We start from the raw sequence: 19,869 nt of genomic DNA, 5'->3' as shown, positions 1-19,869 counted from the left end.
CAATCACCGATAAACTATCGGCAATTGGCTGTTTAAAAGGTGTTTTGACCCCTGTCTCAAAAACGGGGGGCAGTCCCGCAGAAGAGGAGCTTTTTTATTGCGTTACATCCATTTCGTCACCCAGGCGATATAATAAGCGCCGGGGATGAACACGAGCTGGGCGAGAAGCGTGCCCGCCACCCTTGATGTCACCATCGTCAATGATGTCCATTTTAAGGAGACGTAGCTGCGCTTGCCCTTCGCCACATCGTCTGCCAGTACGGATACTTTCGGGTCAACAAATACAGCCAACAGCATAGTCGCAACTCCGTTGATTAAACCTGATGCCATCACGGCCGTCGTGCTGTGCTCAGGCGCCAAAAGGCCGGCGTACAGAGCGGACAGAACACCGATCGTGTAAATAGACGTAATGACCATATTAATGACAAACAAGCGTTTCGGGATCATTCGGAATTGAAGCCCTTTTAAATAGGAGACTGACGGCCGTCTGATATAAGAACGCGCATGCTTCAGCCCGTTCAGTGAAAATCCTTTTTTAAATACCTGCATGACGGAGCCTCCTCCGTCCGCCAAGTGTATAATCGCCCGGGTGAATAACGCGACGAATGTCGGCAAAAGACAGATACCGAGTATCGTTCCGACCGTGGAGCCGAATATTAAAAATCGAAACTGGGCGCCCACAAGAGACAGGGCGTTTGATCCGGCGGCATCAATCAGATGTCCGGTAAACGGCTGCTGAACCATGTTTGACATGCGCGACACGATGACCATGACATTAAATAATGACAGCGCGGACGCGATAAATCCGACTCTCGCGCCGGAAAGCCGTGTTGCATAGGCAAGCGTTTCAATCGAATGTATCAGCAGCAGAAAACAGAAGATAAACAGTACTTGTGAAGTAATAACGTGCAATGTATGATTCCTCCAAATCTTTTCTACTGATTAGACTCTGCAGACTGCGGCGAGGTTTCGGCCTGTTACATAAAAAAACCGCCCGGATGCCCGGTGCGGTTTTGTCTTATTCTTTTCTTACGCAAATAAATAATATATGTTGCCCGCCTTAGCCCGCGGGTGATTCGTATAAACAGTTCCGACAGAATCATTCTTCGAAAGTAAACACCATGGAAGTTCTTGAACACAAGACAACGAAAGCCCTACCTCTCAATCGTCACTGCGGCTCCGAAGCCGCGCCGGTGTGAATTGTAAAACAAAAAGTCTTTTTTCCATCTCTTCGTTAGGGGCGAATGTCAGAAGGAAAAGAATAAGCTCAGCTTTTTTTCAAGCTGTCCGTTGAAGCCTGAAGCTTCTATATCAAAACAGAAAAAAGAAGTTTACTTTCTTTTTTATTTGCATGTTGTCACTTAACAATTAATTATAACAGATTGCCCCTGAATAATCAAATGATTTATTAAAGTTCCAGCTCGGCCGGCGTTTTTTCACCCGCGTTCATGAGCTTGATCTGCTTCGGTTCAATTTCAAGAATCACCAGATTCGGATCATCTTTTCCGTCAAACCAGCGTTCCAGTTTCGGATCCCACAGCTTTTCTTTTAAATCGGCTGAGTTGTTCAGTTTGGCGGTTCCGGCCACTTCCACATAAGCGTCACCGAATCCTTCACAGTCATACCCTAACAAGATATGAACATTCGGATTGTTTTCAATTTCTTCCGCTTTATGAGTGTCTTTGCTCGTCGGCGTGTAAATCGTTAAGCCGTCATGGAAAAATGTCATGTAGCGTGAATGCGGTTTGCCTTGCTCTACCGTCGCAAGCGAACCGACTTTATGATGATCCAGTACTTCAAGCACTTTTTCTTTGATTTCATTTTGATTCATGAAGAATCACTCCTTTTTAACGTCTCCGCTATTACTTTTCCACATTGGGGAGACATTTAAACCAAGAAATGTGCTCTTCTGCCGATCTTCGCTCCATTCCCGCTCCAGCATGCTGTAGTTCACCGTATCATGATAGGCGCCCTGTACGAAAATGCCCTCTCTCGTCAGTCCTTCTTTCTGAAATCCGAGCCGTTCCGCCACCGCCCTGCTTTTCGTGTTTTTTTCAGCCGCGCTGATCATGATGCGGTTCAGCCCGAGATCCTGAAATGCATGGGTGATGACCGCCCGGCAGCTTGCGGTGATGATGCCGAATCCTTCATGCTCTCGATCCAGCCAGTAGCCGATTTCGGCTTTTTGATTGGCTGTATCAACATTATGGATGCTGATCATGCCGCAAAACCGGCCCTTCACAAAAATTCCGGCGTCGAACCCATTCTCTTCCGCGTATTTATAGCGCCATTCCGGAATGATCACATCGCGGTACGTATCGATATCAGCCAGTTCTTCAGCCCAGCTGAGCCATTCGCTGAGATGGTTTTGATTTCGCTTCATAACAGAATACAATTCGTCCGTATCTTCTTTGGCAAGCAATCTGATCGTCAGATGTTCCCGGATTTGACAGGAAAACACGACCGCACCTTCTTTCCTTTATTAGCCATTATACAGGTAAATTCACTTTTTTCCATACAAAAAAAGATGAGGCGTGCAGCCTCATCCTTAAATGCGCGGGTCGGTGAAAACATCGTGATCATCCGTGCTTGTCGATGACATTTCCGTGACGACCGCCCCTTCTTCTCCCGCTTGAAACCAATGCTTCGTATCCGGCGGTATGGTGTATTGTCCGCCCGGCTCAAGCACAATCTCATGCCAGACGGTGTAGTATTCCTTGTCTTCTTCCGGCGGGAGGACGCTTGGGTTCTCTGTCTTTTCGCCTTCCACGTAGAGATACACCTTCCCCCAGCGGCAGCGGAATGTCTCTTGTTTTCCCTTCTCGCTGCCGACCGGCGGATGGCGGTGTTCGGGACACGTCTGGCGCGGGAAGAGCACCAATTCTTTCGAACAGTAGCGGTCGGTATTCACGTAAATAAACAGCTGAAGCCCGGTTTCCTCAAGCTTGCCTAAGCCGTAATCCATGATTTGAATGTCTTCGACTTCATCATCAGTCAGAACGATTCCCGCTTTTTGATAGTATGCATTTACGTCATGTTTCGATATCGTCATGCTTCAGCCCCCTTATGTGGTCACAAATTTGCCGCCGTTGACATGCAGCGTCTGTCCGGTCATATAAGATGATTCGTCTGAGGCCAAGAGTACATAGCAGCCGACATGCTCAACAGGCTGGCCTGCCCGGCCCATCGGCGTAGTCTGACCGAAGGAAGCGACTGTTTCTTCTGAGAATGTCGCCGGAATAAGCGGTGTCCAGATCGGTCCCGGCGCCACGGCGTTGACACGGATACCATCGTTGACGAGCGCTTGCGCCATAGATCTCGTAAAACCGTTAATCGCGCCTTTCGTAGCCGTGTAGTCAATCAGCTGCGGATTGCCTGTGTAAGGATTAATGGATGTCGTATTGATGATCGCGCTGCCCGGCTTCATGTAATCAATCGCTTTTTTAGTCAAATAAAATTGTGAGTAAAAGTTTGTTTTAAAGGTTCTGTGAAGCTGCTCGCTTGTGATGTCTTTAATGCTTTCTTTCGGATGCTGTTCCGCGGCGTTATTCACGAGAATATCAAGACGCCCGAATTCTTCAACCGTTTTTTCAACGGCTTCATTGCAAAAGTCTTCCTCACCGACATCGCCGGGGATTAACAGACATTTTACGCCTTCTTCTTCCACTCGTTTTTTTGTATCTTCCGCATCACCGTGTTCATCAAAATAGACGATCGCGACATTTGCGCCTTCCTTCGCGTAAGCAACCGCTACGGCGCGTCCGATACCGCTGTCGCCCCCTGTGATAAGTGCGGTTTTCCCTTTTAATTTATCAGCGCCTTTATATTCTTTGTATTCATAAACAGGCGCCGGATTCATTTCGTTCTCAATGCCCGGCTGGCGATTTTGTGATTCCGCCGGGAATTCCTTCGGATAGTTTTCCATGTCAAGTTCCTCCTTCTTGTTCGATCTCATATTTCTTGTCTACCTCGTCAGTCTTCCGGATAAACATGATTGAGACAGTTCAAAACGTTTTCGGAGAAAAATGTTTCACATGGAACGCAAGAAAAAAACCCGGCTGGCAGCCGGGTTTTTGTTTTCAATTATTTAACGGACCGCTTGTTTGCGGAGCACGTCTTTTCTCACTTTTCCAAGGTTGTTTTTCGGAAGTTCGCTGACGAACTCAATGTCCGGAATTTTAAAAGCGGCAAGACGTTCTTGAAGGAATCGGGTCACTTTTTCTTCTGTCAGGCCTTCTCTGCCGTTTGTCACGATGAATGCTTTCGGCTTTTCGCCGTAGAGCGGATCAGGGATACCGACAACCGCCGTTTCGAGAATGCCCGGCACTTGCTGAATGACTTCTTCAATCTGGTCGGGATAAATATTGTCGCCGCCGTAGATGATGACATCTTTATAACGTCCGGTGATAAAGATAAATCCGTCTTCATCCACATAGCCGGAATCGCCCGTATGGAACCAGCCGTCTTTCAGCACTTTTCGTGTCGCTTCTTCGTTACCTTCGTAGCCTTTGAATAAAAACGGACTTCTCACAGCGACTTCTCCGATTGAACCTTGCGGAAGGAATTCACCTGTTTCCGGATCTACAACGCGGACGTCCACTTCTTCCATCGGTTTACCCGCGGAAGCGGCTTTATCCATTCCCATTTGCGGATTCCAAGAGCTGATGCCCCACGCTTCCGTGCTTCCGTATCCGTGCATGAGCGGAATGCCGATGTCGAGATACTGCTGGATCAGACTGCTTGGCACCTTTGTTCCTCCCGTCATCATATAAACGATAGAAGACATGTCAGTCTGATACGTTTCCCATGCTTTCAGCAGGTATGTGAAATAGACTGGCAGCGCCATGATGGTTTGAATTTTTTCTTTTTCGATGAGCTTCAAGTTTTCCACAGGGTCCTGATTGTCTGTCATAATGAATGTCGTTCCGCTCATCGTGCCGACCATCTGGCAGATAATCGCGCTCGTATGGTAATTCGGATGGCATGCTAAGAAGCGGACATGCTGCATTCTCCCCGTGTATGCCAATGTCGCGTTTACGTAGTTGTATATGCCGCCGTGAGTGATCATGCAGCGTTTCGGATTGCCGGTTGTACCTGAGGTAAACATCAGCAATGCCGTATCGTTTTCAGACACCGTTTCGACGTCCGGTGTTTCACCGGAGCCTGTCAATAAAGCGTCAAACTGAGGCGTTGTCTCCGCAGCTGTTCCTGTTACGACCTTCAGTTTAAGAGAAGATGTAAGCGCAGGAAGCACTTCTTCCATGATCTCTTTAAATTCAGTGCTGTAAAAAACAGCTTTCGGTTCACAGGCTTCTAAAATGCCTTTCATTTCGTAAGGTGTTAATTGCCAGCTGACCGGCACAACCACCGCGCCGATTTCGAGTGCCGCAAACATGACAATGGATGCCGCGTGGCCGTTTTTGCAAAGCATCGCCACTCTGTCGCCTTTTTTTATTCCTTTATCAAGAAGCGCTTGTGCAAGCTGGTTGATTCGTTTTCGATATTCCGCGTAGGTCAGGGTATGCGCACCGCTTTTTACAGCTTCGATCTCTTCGCTATTTGAAATGTCATGCAGAATCAGATGCTGTAATGTCTCCATATTTTCATCTCCCATAATGATAAATCACAAAAAAACTCTGTCAGATTTTCTTTCTCACGCAACCCATTTTAAACCAAAAAATATAACTTGTAAAACTATTTTGTTTTAGAACTATTCCATCGGTGAATGATACAATAGTCCCGTGTTTTTAGTTTCTTCCCTTCCCCTTACCCTCATACATGCACAAAAAAACACACCCCACATGAGGTGTGCGCTTCCTGTTTACCGCTGTCCTTTCTCCTGAATGAAATGATAAAACAGCTTGTTTAAACGTTTGTATAAATCGGCCTCAGCCTCAGTCTGGAAGGCTTTTATACTGTCTTCGGACTCGATGATGGCCGAGCTGACCGCACTTAGTATTTCCGACCCTTCAGCGGGCATATCAGCCGGCGCCATCATCACCAAAGCGCGGTCGACGGTCAGGGAATTTCCGTCCATGCCTTTGACACTGCATGGAGCTGTCAAATCATAAATTTTGAAAAAAGGCGTGACAATTTCTTCATTTTTGAGATGGTACAGGGCCATCGCCGTTCCCGGAATGCCGAGTCCGCCCTGTCGTTCACGCTCAGCAAGGCACTGTGCGGTTTTTCGGGCATTATGAACCAATCCTTCTTGCTCCAGCATGGCAAACAAATGATCTAAAAACAGTTCGTACTCCGTGTTTGAATCAATCGATTTGATCGAAAAGTTCCGCAGCACGCTTTGGATAACCGCCGCGTAATGCGCCATACGGCCGGCCGCTTCCAGCATATCAGGCGTCTCCGGCTGCTTCTCTTCTCTTTTACCGTTTCTTTTTTTGTCAAGAATCAGCGGAATCTTTCTTTTGATGTACTGCTTGACCTGATCAGCGTCTTCTTCGTTTAAAAGCGGACTCACCATGACGTAATCAATGTTTTCATACGGGATCGGAACGGTGGATACGATCATGTCATACGCGGTGATGTCTCGATCCTTCAGTTCGATGAGGGAAGACATATCAAAGGAACGGATTTCCGGAAGCTCTTTTTTCAGCCTGGATGCGAGCATTTTGGACGATCCGATGCCGCTTGAACAGACGATCAGCGCTTTGATCTTCGCTTCTTCCCGTTTGATTTCCAGAGCGGAGCCGAAGTGAAGAACGATGAAAGCGATCTCATCATCAGAGAAAAGAAGCCCCGGAAAGAATTTTTCCATTCCTTCTTCTACGGCCATGTACAGCAGAAAGTAGTCGCGTTTAATTTGCTCGGTCATCGGATTGTACATGTCGATATTTTCTTTTACCCGGTTGATCGCAGGCTCCAGATGGGCGATTAAACCGTCGTATAAAGAACCGTTTTCCGTCAGATCAATTTTAATTTTTTCAGAAATGAAGCCGATCAGCTGCTTCGTTTGCAAGGCCGTTTCAACCTCTATGTCTTCCGGTTTGAATTCCGTTTTGTATTTGCGGTTGGCGCTCCGCAAATGAATGGTGATATAACCGATCTCAGCTTCCGGAATTGAAACGCCGAACGCTTTTTCAAGCTCTTTTGCCATTTCCAGCGCAGAGCCGTACTCCTTCGTCTGCTGCAGCGCTTTTAGTTCCGAATCCTCCATCGTGATGGTTTCTCCGAGCCTGATCCGGTCCATCGCAAAGGTTAAATGAACCGCAAGCGCCATGTATGAGCTGTCAGATAAGGCGATCGCGATTTTTTCCTTGAGCTGTATTAAGAGCCGGTCCATTTTCAAAAGTTCCGCTTTATTTACGACGCCGAACATTTTTTCAGCATCGTCCGGTTTTCCTTTAATATTCAATTCAACCGCTTCCAAAAAGCTTTGAATATCAAGGCGGTTGACGATGAGATTGCCGACGATTTTCCGTTTCGCATTTTCCGGCCCCGTCAGCTGAATGCCGAAGCCCCTTTTTCGGATCAGCGTCAAGCCGAAGGGCGCAATCCAAGTCTCCAGCTCATCCAGGTCATAGCTGATCGTCGCGTTTGTCACTTGCAGTTCGTTCGCCAGACTGTAGAGCTTAATCGGCTCTTGAGACTCTAATAGTGAACATAGAATTAAAAGTTTCCGCTCCTCAGCGCTGTATTCATACTGTTCATAGGACAGGTCTGACAGGAGTTTTTGTTTGTCCTCCGGGTTTCCTGCCGCTTTCAGTCCTTTGCCGGGCTGTTTATCAAGTGCCAGACCGAATGATTCCATCATCGGTTTGATTGTTTTTAACTCGCGGTGAACGGTTCTTGTGCTGACTTGTAAAGCTTCCGCCAGTTCATGCACTGTCTCGTACCGGTTCTGCAATAAAAGATGTTTCATTAATTTTTGTTCTCTCGCTGTCATATACATGAAACGCGCCTCCAGATTTTCTAGTTGTGAGAAGTATGGCATATGGGGAGTGCTGCCGGGGAAAGTGGTGTAAGTTATAATATAAAACGCTTTCAATGATTATTCAACCATTTTCAAATGGCAATTTGGCACTGGGCCGTGTGACAGTATTGAAAAAGAAAAATGTGTCAGATAATATGCCATGACGCTTGTTACCCTTGATCCGCACGGCTATACTTCAAAGTGACCTTACTTGTTTTTAGACATTGCACACCACATAAACAAACGCCCGGAAGATAGCTTCCGGGCGTTTGTTCTGTTTATGGAATATCGCAGCCTTGGACACCGGTATAAATCCGGAACCACTGATCATGGCTGAGTTTGTACGCGGATGCACGCACCGCGGCGGAAATGCGGTTCTCTTTTCCGCTGCCGACAATCGGCATGATGTCTGCCGGGTGGGTGAACAGCCATGCGTACATGACTTCGTCAATGGAAGCGGCGCCGATTTCTTCCTGTACGGAACGAAGCGCGGCACGGATTCGGACGTCCTTATCTGATTGTCCGGTAAAGACGCTCCCGCCCGCAAGCGGTGACCACGCCATCGGCGGAATGCGTTTTTCCTGACAGAAATCCAGCGTGCCGTCATGAATATTTTCAAGCTCGTACGCCGAAATTTCAATTTGGTTTGTGATAAGCGGATCATCCAAATAGGATTCGAGCATTCTGTACTGGTGCGCTTTAAAGTTCGACACCCCGAAATATCTGACCTTTCCCGAGCTTTTCAGCGCGTGAAACGCTTCAGCCACAGCCTCCGGGTCCATAAGCGGGTCCGGTCTGTGAATGAGCAGCACGTCCAGATAATCCGTATTCAGATTCAAAAGCGACTGCTCCGCCGACGCTAAAATGTGAGACTTCGACGTATTATAATGATGCGACTTGTTTCCGGGCCGTTCCGGTGATTCAATGACAATCCCGCATTTTGTGACGATTTCGATTCGCTCCCTTATTGAAGGCGAAAGGGACAAAGCGCCGCCGAACAGCTTTTCACACGTATAACCGCCGTATATATCGGCATGGTCGAAGGTGGTGATGCCTTGGCTGATGCACCATTCAATCAGATTCAGCAGCTCTCCGTCTGAAACATTCCATTCGTTCAGACGCCAAAGCCCGTGTATCACTCTTGAAAATTCCAGGTCTTCAGCCAATTGAATGCGCTGCATGTGAAATCCCCCTTTTTCTTAGAGCCTCTTGTATCTCTGTTTTCAGGAATTGCCCATGCTGTTTCATTCTGCTTCGGCAGCCGATTTTCCTTTCAGCCCGCAAAAATCGTCATTTAATGATTCTGAAACTGCTTTTTCGCTTTTTCAACGACGTAATGGCTTCCGCCGCGTTTTTTGACGTCTTGAATCATCATTGCGATCAAGAGGTCTTTCTTTTTATAATCGTAACCGACAAACCAGCCGTTTTCTTTGCCGTCTTTGTCTTCTTTAGACGTTTTCAGCTCGGCTGTACCGGTTTTTCCGGCTACGGTAATGCCGCTTACGGCCGGCTGATATGCAGAGCCGCGCGGATCTTCAACGACGCCTCTCAGCCCTTTCGTGATTTCTTCGGCATTGGCTTTCGACACCACCTGCTTATGCCAGATTTGCGGTGTTTTTTCTCCGTCTTTGATCAATGTCGGTTTGACGAGATTTCCGTCTGTTACAAATGCGGTATAGTCAGCCGCTAAGTGCAGCGGAGACATCATCATCTGCCCCTGGCCGTAGCCCGTATCTCCGAGAAGGATCTCGGAATCAAGCTTGCCGTTAGCGATTGAAGACTTTTCAATCGGAAATTGGTACGGAATCTCTTCATCAAAGCCAAATGTTTTTAATCCTTTTGTAAACGCGTCCGCTCCGGCATCTATGGCATTTTGCGCAAAGTAGATGTTGTCCGATGTGATCAGCGCGTTTTCGAGATCCACTTCATTCAGGCGCTCTGATACGCGTGTGACATGGTAACCGCCCCAGCTTGAATCTTTCTGCCACTCTTTTCCGGTGATTTTTTTCTTTTCCGACGCTTTCAATGTGCCGTTTGTCAGGCCGACTGCCGCGGCAATCGGTTTAATCGTTGATCCCGGCGCATAGAGTTTGTTGAATTTCGCTGAAAACGGATTGTTTTTATCTTCATTCAGCTTTTTCCATTCTTTTCCGCTCCAGCCGAAAATAAAGCCGTTCGGGTCATAAGACGGTGCGCTGACGAGCGCGAGTGTCTCTCCCGTTTGCGGTTCGAGGGCGACTGCCGCTCCGCTGTCATCTTTCATAGAATCATACAGCTTCGTCTGCGTTTTCATGTCAATCGTTACATGAATATCCTGCCCGCTTTCGGCTTTCTTTTCAGCAATGACCTCACCTGTTTGCGGGACGTAAATTTTCCAGCCGGCCGTGCCGCGCAGTTTGTCTTCATATACATTCTCAAGGCCGGCGATGCCGATTTTGGAAGTATCGCTGTATTGGCCGTCTTTCGCTTTTTTCAGCTGCTCCGCTGTGATGGTTTTAATATAGCCGGTCAGATGGGCCGCTTTTTCGCCGTACGGATAGTAGCGGGAGCTGACTTTCGTTTTCGTCACGCCGTCTAATGCGAGCAAGCTTTTGACCTTGCTTTCATCATCCGGTCTGATTTTTTGAATCGGGACATAGGAGTCGTCTTTTACCCAGCCCTGGTTCAGTTTGCTTTTGATATCGTCTTCAGAAAGGTCCAGTTTTTCAGACAGTTTTTTGATCACGCTGTCTTTATCCTTGCCGAGTTTTCCAGGGATAATGCCGATTTCCGGCACCTCGGTATTCACGGCGAGACCTTTTCCGTCTTTGTCGTAAATTTGTCCGCGCTTCGGTTCTTCATTTGCGATCTGCACGGTTTTGTCATCGGAAAGCTGTTTGAAAATAAAAGAAGGATTCCAGTCGATGTTCCATGATTCTCCATCATCTGTTTTTTCTTTTTTCAGGACGGCCGTGTTTTCAAAAGCGACCTTCCCTGCTTTTGTATCCATGCTGACCTTATAATCGATGTGCTGGAGGTCATCTTTTTTCTTATCGTCTTCGTCCTGTTTTTCGGCAGTGACTTTCAGATTTTTGACCCCTGCTTGTTCATAAATGGTTTCATATCGTTTTACAAAATCCTTTTTGGATAGTTTTTTCTTTTCATCCTGGGTGAGGCTTTGGTACATCTTATCGTAATGACCGCCGTTCCAGTCTTTTACGAAATCTTTCATTCTGTCTTCGGCCGATTCCGTTTTCGAGCAGCCGATCAAACCTATGATTCCTGCAAGTAAAAGTAATAGGTATAACCCTTTTTTCACTGTCTATTCCCCTGCCTTCCAACTGTTATTTTCTCCTAAACCAAATCAGGCTGGCAAGGATTTTTTTCTCATAGTGTTTAAAATTTTTTTGTTTTCCCGGCCGTCACGGGCCATATTCTTATACAATGTATCTATTAAAAAAAGGGGGAATTTCAGATGATCAGAGAAGCAGCCATGCTTTATGTAAAAGAAGGTCTTGAGGGGGAATTCGAAGAGGCATTCCGCCGGGCGGAGCCGATTATCGCGGGTATGAAAGGTTATCTGTCCCATTCCTTGTCCAAATGTATGGAAAAGACGCATAAATATTTGCTGCTTGTGGAATGGGAGACATTAGAAGATCATACAAAAGGCTTTCGCGGATCGCCGGAATATCAGGAATGGAAAGCCTTACTGCACCGTTTTTATTCACCATTTCCCGTTGTGGAGCATTTTCAGGATCTATCAGACTCAGATCGCGTGAAGCGTAAAACCGATTAAGGAGATTGACCATACAAAAACGGCGGTATAGATATTGAATTTCCCGGAGCCGTCGTTTTCTTTCCGTTTTTCCTCCAGCCCCTGAATGAACATGACCGCACCGAGAAACACGAGCATAACCGGCTGTATGACAGAGGTATGTTCCGCATACGTAAATGCGGCGGCCGCAAGTATAATAATCAGCATCGCGAGTGACAGTTTTAAGGCGCGCAGCAAAGCAATCCATCCTTTCTGTTATCATTTTTTGAACACAATTCTATTTCTGTCTTTATCCTCCATTATTCTAGCGTATTTTTTGCGCGGATAGAACGAAAGTCGGACAATTTTAAGTTTGTTTTAAGGAGCACGAAAAGCGCGCTCCCGATGAAAAGGAGCGCGCGGTTATGAGCGGGCGAGGCTTCCGTATCCGAGCCCCCGCAGGACGCATGCCATGACTTCATATCCCTTACTGTTGGGGTGTACGCGGTCATGAGAGAGATATTCATTCATTTTTCCTTTGAAAGCGCTGTGGACGTCGGCGATTTTGACGTGCGGCGCCGATGCGAGTGTGCTGAGGTGCGCATTATAAGAGGATATCCATTTTTCTGCAATGGAGATGCCCGGGAAAGGATTGTATAAATTAAAGACGCGGATCTCATAAGGAGACGGGTGCGGCCCTTTTAAGGCAGCGATCTTGGCTATCATCTTTTCAAAGTTCTCATGGCAGTGACTGGACACGCTGGTGAACACCGAAGCGTCCGATGTTTGCTGATATGCCTGAACCGAATCGATCAAATCGTTGCCGCAGCCTGTAATCGTAATCATATCAGCAGCCTGAATCCGCCTCTGAATGTACGGCAAGGACATAAGCCCAAGAATTTCTCCCGTCTCAAGGCCTGATTTGGCAAAGATGGATACGTCGGTTCTTGTCTGTAAATCTTCTGCCATCATGCGCCCGAACCGCTGGACAAAACCGGCGGAAAACGGCCCGGATCCCCTTCCCGTCGTCAAAGAATCCCCCAGCGCCGTATAAACAAGTCCCATTTACTTTCCTCCACTCGTTACTATCGATATTGTAATGTACGCGAGTGAAGAAAAATTGGCTCGGTCAATAACCCAATTTCTCAGAAATATGCTGTGCGGCGTTTTTGACCTTTTCGGTTAAATACGGCAGCCTGTCCTCTGAAAACCGGGCTTCGAAGCCGGCGATGCTGATTCCGGCAGCCACCTTACCTTCGTGATTGAAAATCGGCGCCCCGATCGCCGCCGTGTAATCTTCTAATTCCGAATAGCTGATCGTATAACCTGATTGTAAGGATCTTTCAATAGATTGAAGCAGTTCAGCCCGATCCGTCATCGTGCCTGAGGCGATTGCGGCAAGCTTTGTCTTCTGAATGTATGTGTCAATCTCCTCTTTTAGCAGAAACGATAGAATGCTTCTGGCGCACGCTCCCGCGTACAGCGGCGACCGGCGGCCGATTGCCGTATACAGGCGGACGGTTTGGGTGCCTTCAATTTTTTCGACGTAAATGGCTTCATCCCCGTCCCTCATGATCAGCTGAACGGCCTCATCCACTTCGCCGCACAGCTCTTCCATAATCGGCTTGGCTATTTTTCTGATATCCAGACGTTCAGAGACGAGCTGGCCGAATTGTAAAAAGATCAGACCAAGCTGATAACGGCCGTCTGCCGCCCGGGTGAGAAACCCCGTTTCCTCAAGTGAGCTTGCCATCCGATGAACCGAGGTCTTCGGCATCTCCGATAGAGAAACCAGCTCATTTAAGCTCAGGCTCGGTTCAGTCAGAAACAAATGAAGCAGTTCCATTGATTTGATGACGGTTTTGTTTTTGTTTTCCATGGTCTTTAGCCCCTTTGTCAGATCAGCCATTCCATTTTGAGCCTTGCTTTCAGCTCCTTCAGCTGTTGTTCCTTCTTCAAAAGCAGCATTTCCGCTTCCTCCAGCGAAACGGCCCGGAACGTGATATGTTCCCCCGGCATCGTTTGGGCGGCGAGAGGAAGATCGGCGGATATGATATGCGCCATCCGCGGATAGCCCCCCGTCGTCTGTCTGTCAGCCAGCAGAATAATCGGATTGCCGTCCGGAGGCACCTGCACCGTTCCGAACGTCACGGCCTCAGATACCATCTCCAGCGGCTCCCGCAATTCAAGCGGAGCGCCCTTCAGCCGGTAGCCCATTCGGTCGGATTGAGGCGTGACCGCATATGACTCTTGATAAAAACGCAATTTTGCTTCTTCTGTAAAAGCGTGAAATTGAGCGCCTTCAAGCACTCGTATGACCGGATTTTTTTTCAGCGGCAGAAACCCTCTGCTGCTGACAGACCAATCAGGCGCTGAGAAACCATGCTGTCCGAAAGAATCGCTCAGACGGTACGCGATTGATTCCGAACATGGCGTCATACGGCCGAGCGGCAGCTCATCATCTTTTTGCAGCGCTCTTCCGCAAAAACCGCCGATCCCCGCTCTGACATACGTGCTTTTGCTTTCCATGACGGCGGGCACGTCAAATCCCCCCGCGACGGCGAGATATGCGCGGCTCCCCATCTTGCACGGCCCGAATGAGACGACGCTGTTTTCCTTTATCAAAACCGGTTTCCACAGAGGGGCGGGCTCCCCATTAATATGAAGGGCGAAATCAGCTCCCGTGACGGCAATAACCGCAGGTTCTGAAAATTCAAAGGAAGGCCCGGGACCCATGAGCGTAATTTCAAGCCCCGCCTCTTTTTCTTGATTTCCGGCAAGAAGATTGGCGATGCGCAGAGAGATCGTATCCATTGCGCCGCTTCCCAGCACACCGTATTTCTGATACCCCGTGCGTCCCGTGTCCTGAACCGTCGTCAAGAGACCGGGCTTTACCACTTTCATACTCATTCGGCTCCCTCCTTGATGCGGCTGTATTCCTCTGCCGTGACCCGGACGAATTTCACCGTATCGCCCGCTCTCAAAAGACTCGGCGGATGTTCTTCCGGCCTGAAAAGCCTGAGCGGGGTGCTGCCGATCAGCTGCCAGCCGCCGGGAGTGGATATCGGATACACACCGGTCTGCATTCCCGCGATTCCTACTGAACCGGCCGGGATGGACGGCCTTGGTGACGCCTTTCTCGGCGCTCTGATCCGCTCAGACATTCCTCCTAAAAACGGAAATCCCGGCGCAAATCCGAGCATATAAACGAGATATTCGCCTTCAGTATGAATACGGATGACGTCTTCCGGGGTCAGATCGTTCATCTCAGCGACCTCTTCTAAATCGGGACCGAAATCACCGCCGTAGCAAACGGGGATTTCCATCACCCGGCGCTCTTCCTGGCGGTCGGTCATTATATGGCTGAGACGTTCTGTCACTTCTTTCTTGACCAGGGCAAAAGGAGAGACGCCTTTTTTTATGTTTGAGACGGCATACATATCATAAAAGATCGTTAGGCTTGTGAATGCCGGAATACATTCAACGAAGCCCGGGAACGGCCGTTCTTCCATACAGGCTGCCGCCGCATGCACCCGGCTGTTGACCTCTTCGCTGATGTGCCCGCCAAAGCGGATGATAACGGCGGAATCACCGTACGGCTGTATATCAAGCGCTGTATTTCCGCTATACTGCATCATTGTCATCACCTCTTTGTATTCTTTCTCACTTACAGGACAGCAAGCGATTCATTTCGTATATCGGTGATCAGCATGTGCCCCGGTGAATGTGTTATTACGATATCAGGCTTTGCTTCCATGATCACCGCCTGGGGTGTAACGCCGCAGGCCCAGAATACGGGAACTTCACCTTCCCGCACCGTTACGGCATCTCCGAAATCCGGCTGATGCAAATCGCTGATACCGATGCTTTGCGGATTTCCGATGCGGACGGGGGCGCCGTGCACGGCGGGAAAACGTGACGTGACCTGCGCCGCGCGGACTGTAAGCCTTTCCGGAATCGGTCTCATGCTGACGACCATCTTTCCTGAAAATGGGCCCGCCGGAACACAGTCAATATTTGTTTTATACATGGGAACGTTCACGCCTTCATCAATATGCCTGATTGGAATGTGCTGATTGATAAGAGCTTGCTCGAATGAAAAACTGCAGCCGATCAAAAACCCGACATCATCATCCTTCCAATACGGCGTAATATCCGTTACCTCTTCAGTAAGCACGCCATGCCGATAAATCCTGTATTTCGGAAAGTCCGTCCGGATATCAGCTCCCTGCGCAGCTATTGCCGGAACGGGTGAACCCGCATCCGTCACGTCAAGCACCGGACAAGGCTTTTGATTGCGCTGGCAGAATAAGAGAAAATCAAAGGCAAGATCCTTTTGCAAAACGACGAGATTGGCTTGTGCGTAAGAAGCGGCCATCCCCGCCGTCGGCCCGGTCATCTGCCCCTTCCTGATCAGCTGTCTGACTTCTTCGGGGCTCATGTCACTCATATTGTTTTTCATATCATCAGCTCCATAGCTGCGGCATTTGCGTGAATAATGTATAGATGCCCATAACCGCCATGACAACCACTACGATCGCCCCTGCAATCGTGAGCCAGATCGGATGCTTGTAATCGCCGACGATTTTTTTCTTATAAGCGCCCAACAGAATCATCGCTAATGCAAGCGGCAGAATTAAGCCGTTAAGCGAACCGACCGCGACCAGAATTTTGGCAGGCTGGCCGATCGTGACAAATATAAGAGTGGATACGATGATAAAACCGATAATTACGCCATGTGAGTGCTTTTCGATTTTTGTTGAAAATGATTTGAAAAATGATACCGATGTATAGGCGGCGCCGATGACAGACGTGATAGCGGCAGACCACATGATGACGCCGAAAATTTTATAGCCTACATTTCCCGCCGCAAGCCGGAATACAGAAGCCGCCGGATTATCAGGATCAATGCTCAGGCCCTTTGAGACGACGCCGAGCACGGCGAGAAACAGGGCAATCCGCATAATCGATGTAATCAGAACGCCTGTGATGGAGCTTTTCGTAACCTGAGGGATGACTTCTTTCCCTTGGATGCCTGAATCAAGCAAACGGTGACCGCCGGCAAATGTAATGTATCCGCCGACCGTGCCGCCGACAAGCGTCACGATCGCCAGCACACTGATATGATCAGGCATAAAAGTTTTCACAACGGCGTGTCCGACCGGCGGAGCCGTCGTTACGGCAACATACACCGTCAATACGATCATGACGATTCCGGCGATCTGCATAAAACGGTCCATGACTTTTCCGGCTTCCTTTATGACAAAAATCAGCACCGCGACCGCTGCGCTGATTAAAGCGCCGATCTCCGGTTTGATCCCAAATAATACTTGAAGACCGAGACCCGCGCCGCCGATGTTTCCGATATTAAACGCAAGTCCGCCGAGCATGACCAGAAAAGCAATGGCATAACCGGCGCCCGGAAGCACCATATTGGCAATCTCTTGGCCGCGCTTTCCGGAAACCGCGATAATCCGCCATACATTGGTTTGCGCGAAAATGTCCAAAATAATAGAAATTAAAATGATAAAGCCGAAGCTTGCCGCCAATGTATTGGTAAACGTGGCCGTTTGCGTCAGAAAGCCGGGCCCGATTGATGATGTCGCCATCAAAAATGTCGCGCCTAAAAGAATCGACCATTTGCCGGAAGCCTTTCCGGCTGTTTTTTTCTTTTGCTCCATGCTGTCTTCCTCCCTCTGCTGCTCAGTCTTTTGCAAGCGCGCTGATTTGAATGTCTGCCGCTTTTAATTCTTTTTTGATTGTTTTTGCGAATGTGAGGGCGTGGGCTCCGTCTCCGTGAATGCAGACCGTGTCCGCTTTCAGGCTTACAGCTTGTCCCTTACGTGATGTCACCGTGCTGTCTTTCACCATTTGAATCACTTGACCGACCGCTTTTTTGTCATCCTGAATCAGCGCATCCGGCTCTGAACGCGGCGTCAGCGTGCCGTCTTCCTGATAGGTGCGGTCCGCAAACACTTCGCTTGCCGTCCTCAGTCCGATTCGATCTCCCGCTTTAATCAGCTCGCTACCGGAAAGCCCGAAAAGAATAAGCCCGGGATCAAAATGACAGACCGCCTGAGCGATGGCTTCTGACAGGCCGGGATTGACGGCGGCCATATTATATAAAGCGCCGTGCGGCTTCACATGCTGCATCTCGACACCTTCTGCTTTTAAAAACCCTGACAGCGCGCCGATTTGGTACAGCGTCAGATCATACGCTTCCTCGGGTGTAATCGCGATCTGCCGCCGCCCGAATCCCTGCAGATCGAACAGCCCGGGATGAGCGCCGATTTTCACGCCTTTTTCCGCCGCAAGCGCAACCGTTTTGCGCATCACGCTGGGATCACCCGCATGAAAGCCGCAGGCGATGTTTGCAGATGTCACATAATCCAAAATCTCTTCATCCAGTCCGATTTTATAAGCACCGAAACTCTCTCCTAAATCACAATTGATGTCAATCTGAAACATAAGATCCCTCCTGTATTGTAAACGTTTTATATTATTATCATTCCGCTATTCGGAATGACTATTCCGAATTGTTGAATTTCTCTTCATTATATTTAATTCTGACAGGTTTGAACATCCTTTTGTCAGAAAACCTACCATGGACCTAGTCATAAATCTGACAAAACAAAAAAAAAGAGAGCCTCATACTGAGACTCTCTCTTTTTTCTATTATAACACCCAGTGGCGGATCGCTTTGGCAACCCCGTTTTCCGTGTTGACATCAGTCACCCAGTCAGCTGTTTCTTTCACAATGTCCTGCGCATTCCCCATGGCGACGCCGACACCCGCTTTTTCAATCATGGCAATGTCATTCAGACTGTCACCCATGGCCATCACATTTTCCATCGTGAAGCCGAGTTTTTCCGATACCTTCGCCAGCGCAGCCGCTTTGTTGATACCGAGGGCATTGACTTCGATGTTGATCGGACTGGAGTTTGTGATCTCGAGCTCCTTGTATTCCTTGAGCTCTTTCAGCACCTCATTCCGCACTTCGTCATCCTCGATTTCGAATCCGAACTTGAGCCACTGATGATCCGTAATCGTTTCCGGGAATTCCCCTCTCCACACTCTATCGACGGTAGAGGCCCAGAAATTCGTGTTGTGCTTATTCCTCAGATCCCATAATTTTTGAATATGATCGGTATGAAGAAGCTTGCGCTCAACCAGCTCAAAGTTGGAATCCCAGATTTCGCTGCCGTTTGCCGTGATTAAAAAGGATGACAGCTCGAGAGACTCAGCCAGTTCGCGGCAGGTCATCAGCGTGCGTCCTGTGCTGATGACGACGTGAATTCCCTTCGCCTCCGCTTCCTTGATCGCCCGCCGGTTTTCCTCCGGGATGAGCTGCTCGTCATTGAGCAGGGTTCCGTCCATATCAATCGCGATCAGTTTAATATCTGCGTCTTCTCTTTGTATCGGCATATATGTACCTCACTTTTTATAATGTAGTCGTCTCTATTTTAATACATATGACCCACAGGAACAAAAAACCGCTTCCTGCGTTTGGCGGGGAGAACGTTGAGGAAAAGAAATATTGAGGTGATGGAGGATGAAAGAAAGAAAACAAAAGAACAAACCGAATGAAAATCCTGAACATCATGATTTAACCGATCCGATTCCGCTGGAAGAGCTGAAGGAAAACGCCAATGACGAAAAACACAAACATGACCAAAGGGACAATTCACAAAGTGAAAGAGATTATGATACAAAATAACACGCTTGTCCGAAAGCCGCCGATGGAGGCGGCTTTTTTTATGATGGCTGGATAAATATGCTGAGCTCAGCTTCCGCCACAGGCTTCCCGGCAACGGACGCTTTCGCCCGGCCGAACACAAAACCGCGCCTGATTCGCGTGACCTCAAACAAAAGATCCAGACGATCTCCCGGCAAAGCGGCACCTAACCTTTCCGCTTTCTTCACCGCGGATAAAAGACCGAGGCCGTCACCGCCGGTAATTCCCGCGCAAGCCGCCGTTTGGGCCATTGCTTCAACGACTAGCGAAAATGGCATCTCTCTTTGGGATTCAGTTATAAACCATTCATTTTCACTGATGTTTTTGTAAGCAGCCGCCCATTTTCCGGCTTCACTGTTCGTCGTGCCGTCAATCAAAAGAAACGGAAAACGATGGGGCAATAGCTTCTGATTCATCACGCAGCCTCCCTTCCCTCTCATTATAACGCAAGAAAAAACCCGCGTCCCCCGACGC

Annotated in this window: 21 protein-coding genes; 2 read left to right on the top strand and 19 right to left on the bottom strand. The window is 48.5% G+C overall.

Going from position 1 to position 19,869, the window contains the following annotated elements:
• Positions 1-102: 102 nt before the first annotated feature.
• The 9 genes from amj to SB724_RS15000 all read right to left on the bottom strand — a co-directional run bounded on the left by amj (position 103) and on the right by SB724_RS15000 (position 11,225).
• Positions 103-912 carry a lipid II flippase Amj gene (gene amj, locus SB724_RS15040; protein ID WP_007609475.1) on the bottom strand — a complete coding sequence of 270 codons (810 nt, stop codon included), beginning with the start codon at positions 910-912 and terminating at the stop codon, positions 103-105.
• A gap of 496 nt (positions 913-1,408) precedes the next feature.
• Complete coding sequence (locus tag SB724_RS15035; RefSeq protein ID WP_003156270.1) at positions 1,409-1,831, bottom strand: pyridoxamine 5'-phosphate oxidase family protein; 423 nt, start codon at positions 1,829-1,831, stop codon at positions 1,409-1,411.
• Positions 1,832-1,837: 6 nt separating this feature from the next.
• Positions 1,838-2,461, bottom strand: a complete 624-nt coding sequence (locus SB724_RS15030) for a GNAT family N-acetyltransferase (RefSeq protein ID WP_410564666.1) — start codon at positions 2,459-2,461, stop codon at positions 1,838-1,840.
• Positions 2,462-2,548: 87 nt separating this feature from the next.
• Positions 2,549-3,052, bottom strand: a complete 504-nt coding sequence (locus SB724_RS15025; protein WP_410564664.1) for a D-lyxose/D-mannose family sugar isomerase — start codon at positions 3,050-3,052, stop codon at positions 2,549-2,551.
• Between the two features lie 12 nt (positions 3,053-3,064).
• Positions 3,065-3,925 (bottom strand): SDR family oxidoreductase, encoded by an 861-nt coding sequence (locus SB724_RS15020; protein WP_023356711.1) that lies wholly within the window; start codon positions 3,923-3,925, stop codon positions 3,065-3,067.
• A 162-nt stretch (positions 3,926-4,087) separates the two neighbouring features.
• Positions 4,088-5,599: a class I adenylate-forming enzyme family protein gene (locus SB724_RS15015; RefSeq protein WP_410571754.1), complete on the bottom strand. Its 1,512-nt coding sequence runs from the start codon at positions 5,597-5,599 to the stop codon at positions 4,088-4,090.
• A 222-nt stretch (positions 5,600-5,821) separates the two neighbouring features.
• Positions 5,822-7,906, bottom strand: a complete 2,085-nt coding sequence (locus SB724_RS15010; protein ID WP_410571752.1) for a BglG family transcription antiterminator — start codon at positions 7,904-7,906, stop codon at positions 5,822-5,824.
• A gap of 299 nt (positions 7,907-8,205) precedes the next feature.
• Positions 8,206-9,108 (bottom strand): aldo/keto reductase, encoded by a 903-nt coding sequence (locus tag SB724_RS15005; protein WP_014416927.1) that lies wholly within the window; start codon positions 9,106-9,108, stop codon positions 8,206-8,208.
• A gap of 113 nt (positions 9,109-9,221) precedes the next feature.
• Complete coding sequence (locus SB724_RS15000) at positions 9,222-11,225, bottom strand: penicillin-binding transpeptidase domain-containing protein (RefSeq protein WP_045206795.1); 2,004 nt, start codon at positions 11,223-11,225, stop codon at positions 9,222-9,224.
• Positions 11,226-11,381: 156 nt separating this feature from the next.
• Here SB724_RS15000 and SB724_RS14995 point away from each other — a divergent pair, with 156 nt between their 5' ends.
• The gene (locus tag SB724_RS14995; protein ID WP_003156282.1) at positions 11,382-11,702 is read left to right on the top strand and encodes an antibiotic biosynthesis monooxygenase family protein; all 321 of its coding nucleotides are present in this window, start codon (positions 11,382-11,384) and stop codon (positions 11,700-11,702) included.
• On the opposite strand, the gene SB724_RS14990 is transcribed toward SB724_RS14995, so the two are convergent.
• The 9 genes from SB724_RS14990 to SB724_RS14950 all read right to left on the bottom strand — a co-directional run bounded on the left by SB724_RS14990 (position 11,673) and on the right by SB724_RS14950 (position 19,085).
• Positions 11,673-11,888 (bottom strand): YczI family protein, encoded by a 216-nt coding sequence (locus tag SB724_RS14990; protein WP_369719110.1) that lies wholly within the window; start codon positions 11,886-11,888, stop codon positions 11,673-11,675. The genes SB724_RS14995 and SB724_RS14990 overlap by 30 nt on opposite strands.
• 195 nt (positions 11,889-12,083) lie before the next feature.
• Positions 12,084-12,725: a spore germination lipase LipC gene (lipC, locus tag SB724_RS14985; RefSeq protein ID WP_007609458.1), complete on the bottom strand. Its 642-nt coding sequence runs from the start codon at positions 12,723-12,725 to the stop codon at positions 12,084-12,086.
• Positions 12,726-12,789: 64 nt separating this feature from the next.
• The gene (locus SB724_RS14980) at positions 12,790-13,539 is read right to left on the bottom strand and encodes an IclR family transcriptional regulator (RefSeq protein ID WP_410571749.1); all 750 of its coding nucleotides are present in this window, start codon (positions 13,537-13,539) and stop codon (positions 12,790-12,792) included.
• Between the two features lie 17 nt (positions 13,540-13,556).
• A complete protein-coding gene (locus tag SB724_RS14975) occupies positions 13,557-14,564 on the bottom strand; it encodes a 5-oxoprolinase subunit C family protein (protein WP_410571761.1) in 1,008 nt (335 codons plus the stop codon).
• 2 nt (positions 14,565-14,566) lie between these two features.
• Complete coding sequence (pxpB, locus tag SB724_RS14970; RefSeq protein ID WP_410571747.1) at positions 14,567-15,298, bottom strand: 5-oxoprolinase subunit PxpB; 732 nt, start codon at positions 15,296-15,298, stop codon at positions 14,567-14,569.
• Between the two features lie 29 nt (positions 15,299-15,327).
• A complete protein-coding gene (locus SB724_RS14965; protein WP_410571745.1) occupies positions 15,328-16,122 on the bottom strand; it encodes a putative hydro-lyase in 795 nt (264 codons plus the stop codon).
• 4 nt (positions 16,123-16,126) lie between these two features.
• Positions 16,127-17,341 (bottom strand): NRAMP family divalent metal transporter, encoded by a 1,215-nt coding sequence (locus SB724_RS14960; RefSeq protein WP_029326223.1) that lies wholly within the window; start codon positions 17,339-17,341, stop codon positions 16,127-16,129.
• 22 nt (positions 17,342-17,363) lie between these two features.
• Entirely contained in the window at positions 17,364-18,128 is a 765-nt protein-coding gene (locus tag SB724_RS14955; RefSeq protein ID WP_007609444.1) for a 5-oxoprolinase subunit PxpA, read from the bottom strand.
• Positions 18,129-18,335: 207 nt separating this feature from the next.
• The gene (locus SB724_RS14950; RefSeq protein WP_003156292.1) at positions 18,336-19,085 is read right to left on the bottom strand and encodes a Cof-type HAD-IIB family hydrolase; all 750 of its coding nucleotides are present in this window, start codon (positions 19,083-19,085) and stop codon (positions 18,336-18,338) included.
• A gap of 127 nt (positions 19,086-19,212) precedes the next feature.
• On the opposite strand from SB724_RS14950, the gene SB724_RS14945 reads away from it, so the two are divergent.
• Positions 19,213-19,377: a hypothetical protein gene (locus SB724_RS14945; RefSeq protein WP_003156294.1), complete on the top strand. Its 165-nt coding sequence runs from the start codon at positions 19,213-19,215 to the stop codon at positions 19,375-19,377.
• Positions 19,378-19,415: 38 nt separating this feature from the next.
• Here SB724_RS14945 and SB724_RS14940 read toward each other — a convergent pair whose 3' ends face one another.
• Entirely contained in the window at positions 19,416-19,811 is a 396-nt protein-coding gene (locus SB724_RS14940) for a 3-hydroxyacyl-ACP dehydratase FabZ family protein (protein WP_410571743.1), read from the bottom strand.
• Between the last annotated feature and the right edge of the window lie 58 nt (positions 19,812-19,869).

This window comes from Bacillus sp. SIMBA_031, from assembly GCF_046535225.1.
Lineage (GTDB): Bacteria > Bacillota > Bacilli > Bacillales > Bacillaceae > Bacillus > Bacillus velezensis.
This window is presented reverse-complemented; position numbering and strand designations above follow the sequence as displayed.

Excerpts from the sequence above, each read along its gene's own strand:
- SB724_RS14965 (WP_410571745.1), bottom strand. The coding sequence starts at position 16,122 with ATGAAAAACAATATGAGTGACATGAGCCCCGAAGAAGTCAGACAGCTG.
- lipC (WP_007609458.1), bottom strand. The coding sequence starts at position 12,725 with ATGGGACTTGTTTATACGGCGCTGGGGGATTCTTTGACGACGGGAAGG.
- SB724_RS15020 (WP_023356711.1), bottom strand. The coding sequence starts at position 3,925 with ATGGAAAACTATCCGAAGGAATTCCCGGCGGAATCACAAAATCGCCAG.
- SB724_RS15035 (WP_003156270.1), bottom strand. The coding sequence starts at position 1,831 with ATGAATCAAAATGAAATCAAAGAAAAAGTGCTTGAAGTACTGGATCAT.
- SB724_RS15005 (WP_014416927.1), bottom strand. The coding sequence starts at position 9,108 with ATGCAGCGCATTCAATTGGCTGAAGACCTGGAATTTTCAAGAGTGATA.
- SB724_RS14980 (WP_410571749.1), bottom strand. The coding sequence starts at position 13,539 with ATGGAAAACAAAAACAAAACCGTCATCAAATCAATGGAACTGCTTCAT.
- SB724_RS14995 (WP_003156282.1), top strand. The coding sequence starts at position 11,382 with ATGATCAGAGAAGCAGCCATGCTTTATGTAAAAGAAGGTCTTGAGGGG.
- SB724_RS14990 (WP_369719110.1), bottom strand. The coding sequence starts at position 11,888 with ATGCTGATTATTATACTTGCGGCCGCCGCATTTACGTATGCGGAACAT.
- SB724_RS14960 (WP_029326223.1), bottom strand. The coding sequence starts at position 17,341 with ATGGAGCAAAAGAAAAAAACAGCCGGAAAGGCTTCCGGCAAATGGTCG.
- SB724_RS14955 (WP_007609444.1), bottom strand. The coding sequence starts at position 18,128 with ATGTTTCAGATTGACATCAATTGTGATTTAGGAGAGAGTTTCGGTGCT.
- SB724_RS15015 (WP_410571754.1), bottom strand. The coding sequence starts at position 5,599 with ATGGAGACATTACAGCATCTGATTCTGCATGACATTTCAAATAGCGAA.
- pxpB (WP_410571747.1), bottom strand. The coding sequence starts at position 15,298 with ATGATGCAGTATAGCGGAAATACAGCGCTTGATATACAGCCGTACGGT.
- SB724_RS15010 (WP_410571752.1), bottom strand. The coding sequence starts at position 7,906 with ATGTATATGACAGCGAGAGAACAAAAATTAATGAAACATCTTTTATTG.
- SB724_RS15025 (WP_410564664.1), bottom strand. The coding sequence starts at position 3,052 with ATGACGATATCGAAACATGACGTAAATGCATACTATCAAAAAGCGGGA.
- SB724_RS14975 (WP_410571761.1), bottom strand. The coding sequence starts at position 14,564 with ATGAAAGTGGTAAAGCCCGGTCTCTTGACGACGGTTCAGGACACGGGA.
- SB724_RS14950 (WP_003156292.1), bottom strand. The coding sequence starts at position 19,085 with ATGCCGATACAAAGAGAAGACGCAGATATTAAACTGATCGCGATTGAT.
- SB724_RS14945 (WP_003156294.1), top strand. The coding sequence starts at position 19,213 with ATGAAAGAAAGAAAACAAAAGAACAAACCGAATGAAAATCCTGAACAT.
- SB724_RS14940 (WP_410571743.1), bottom strand. The coding sequence starts at position 19,811 with ATGAATCAGAAGCTATTGCCCCATCGTTTTCCGTTTCTTTTGATTGAC.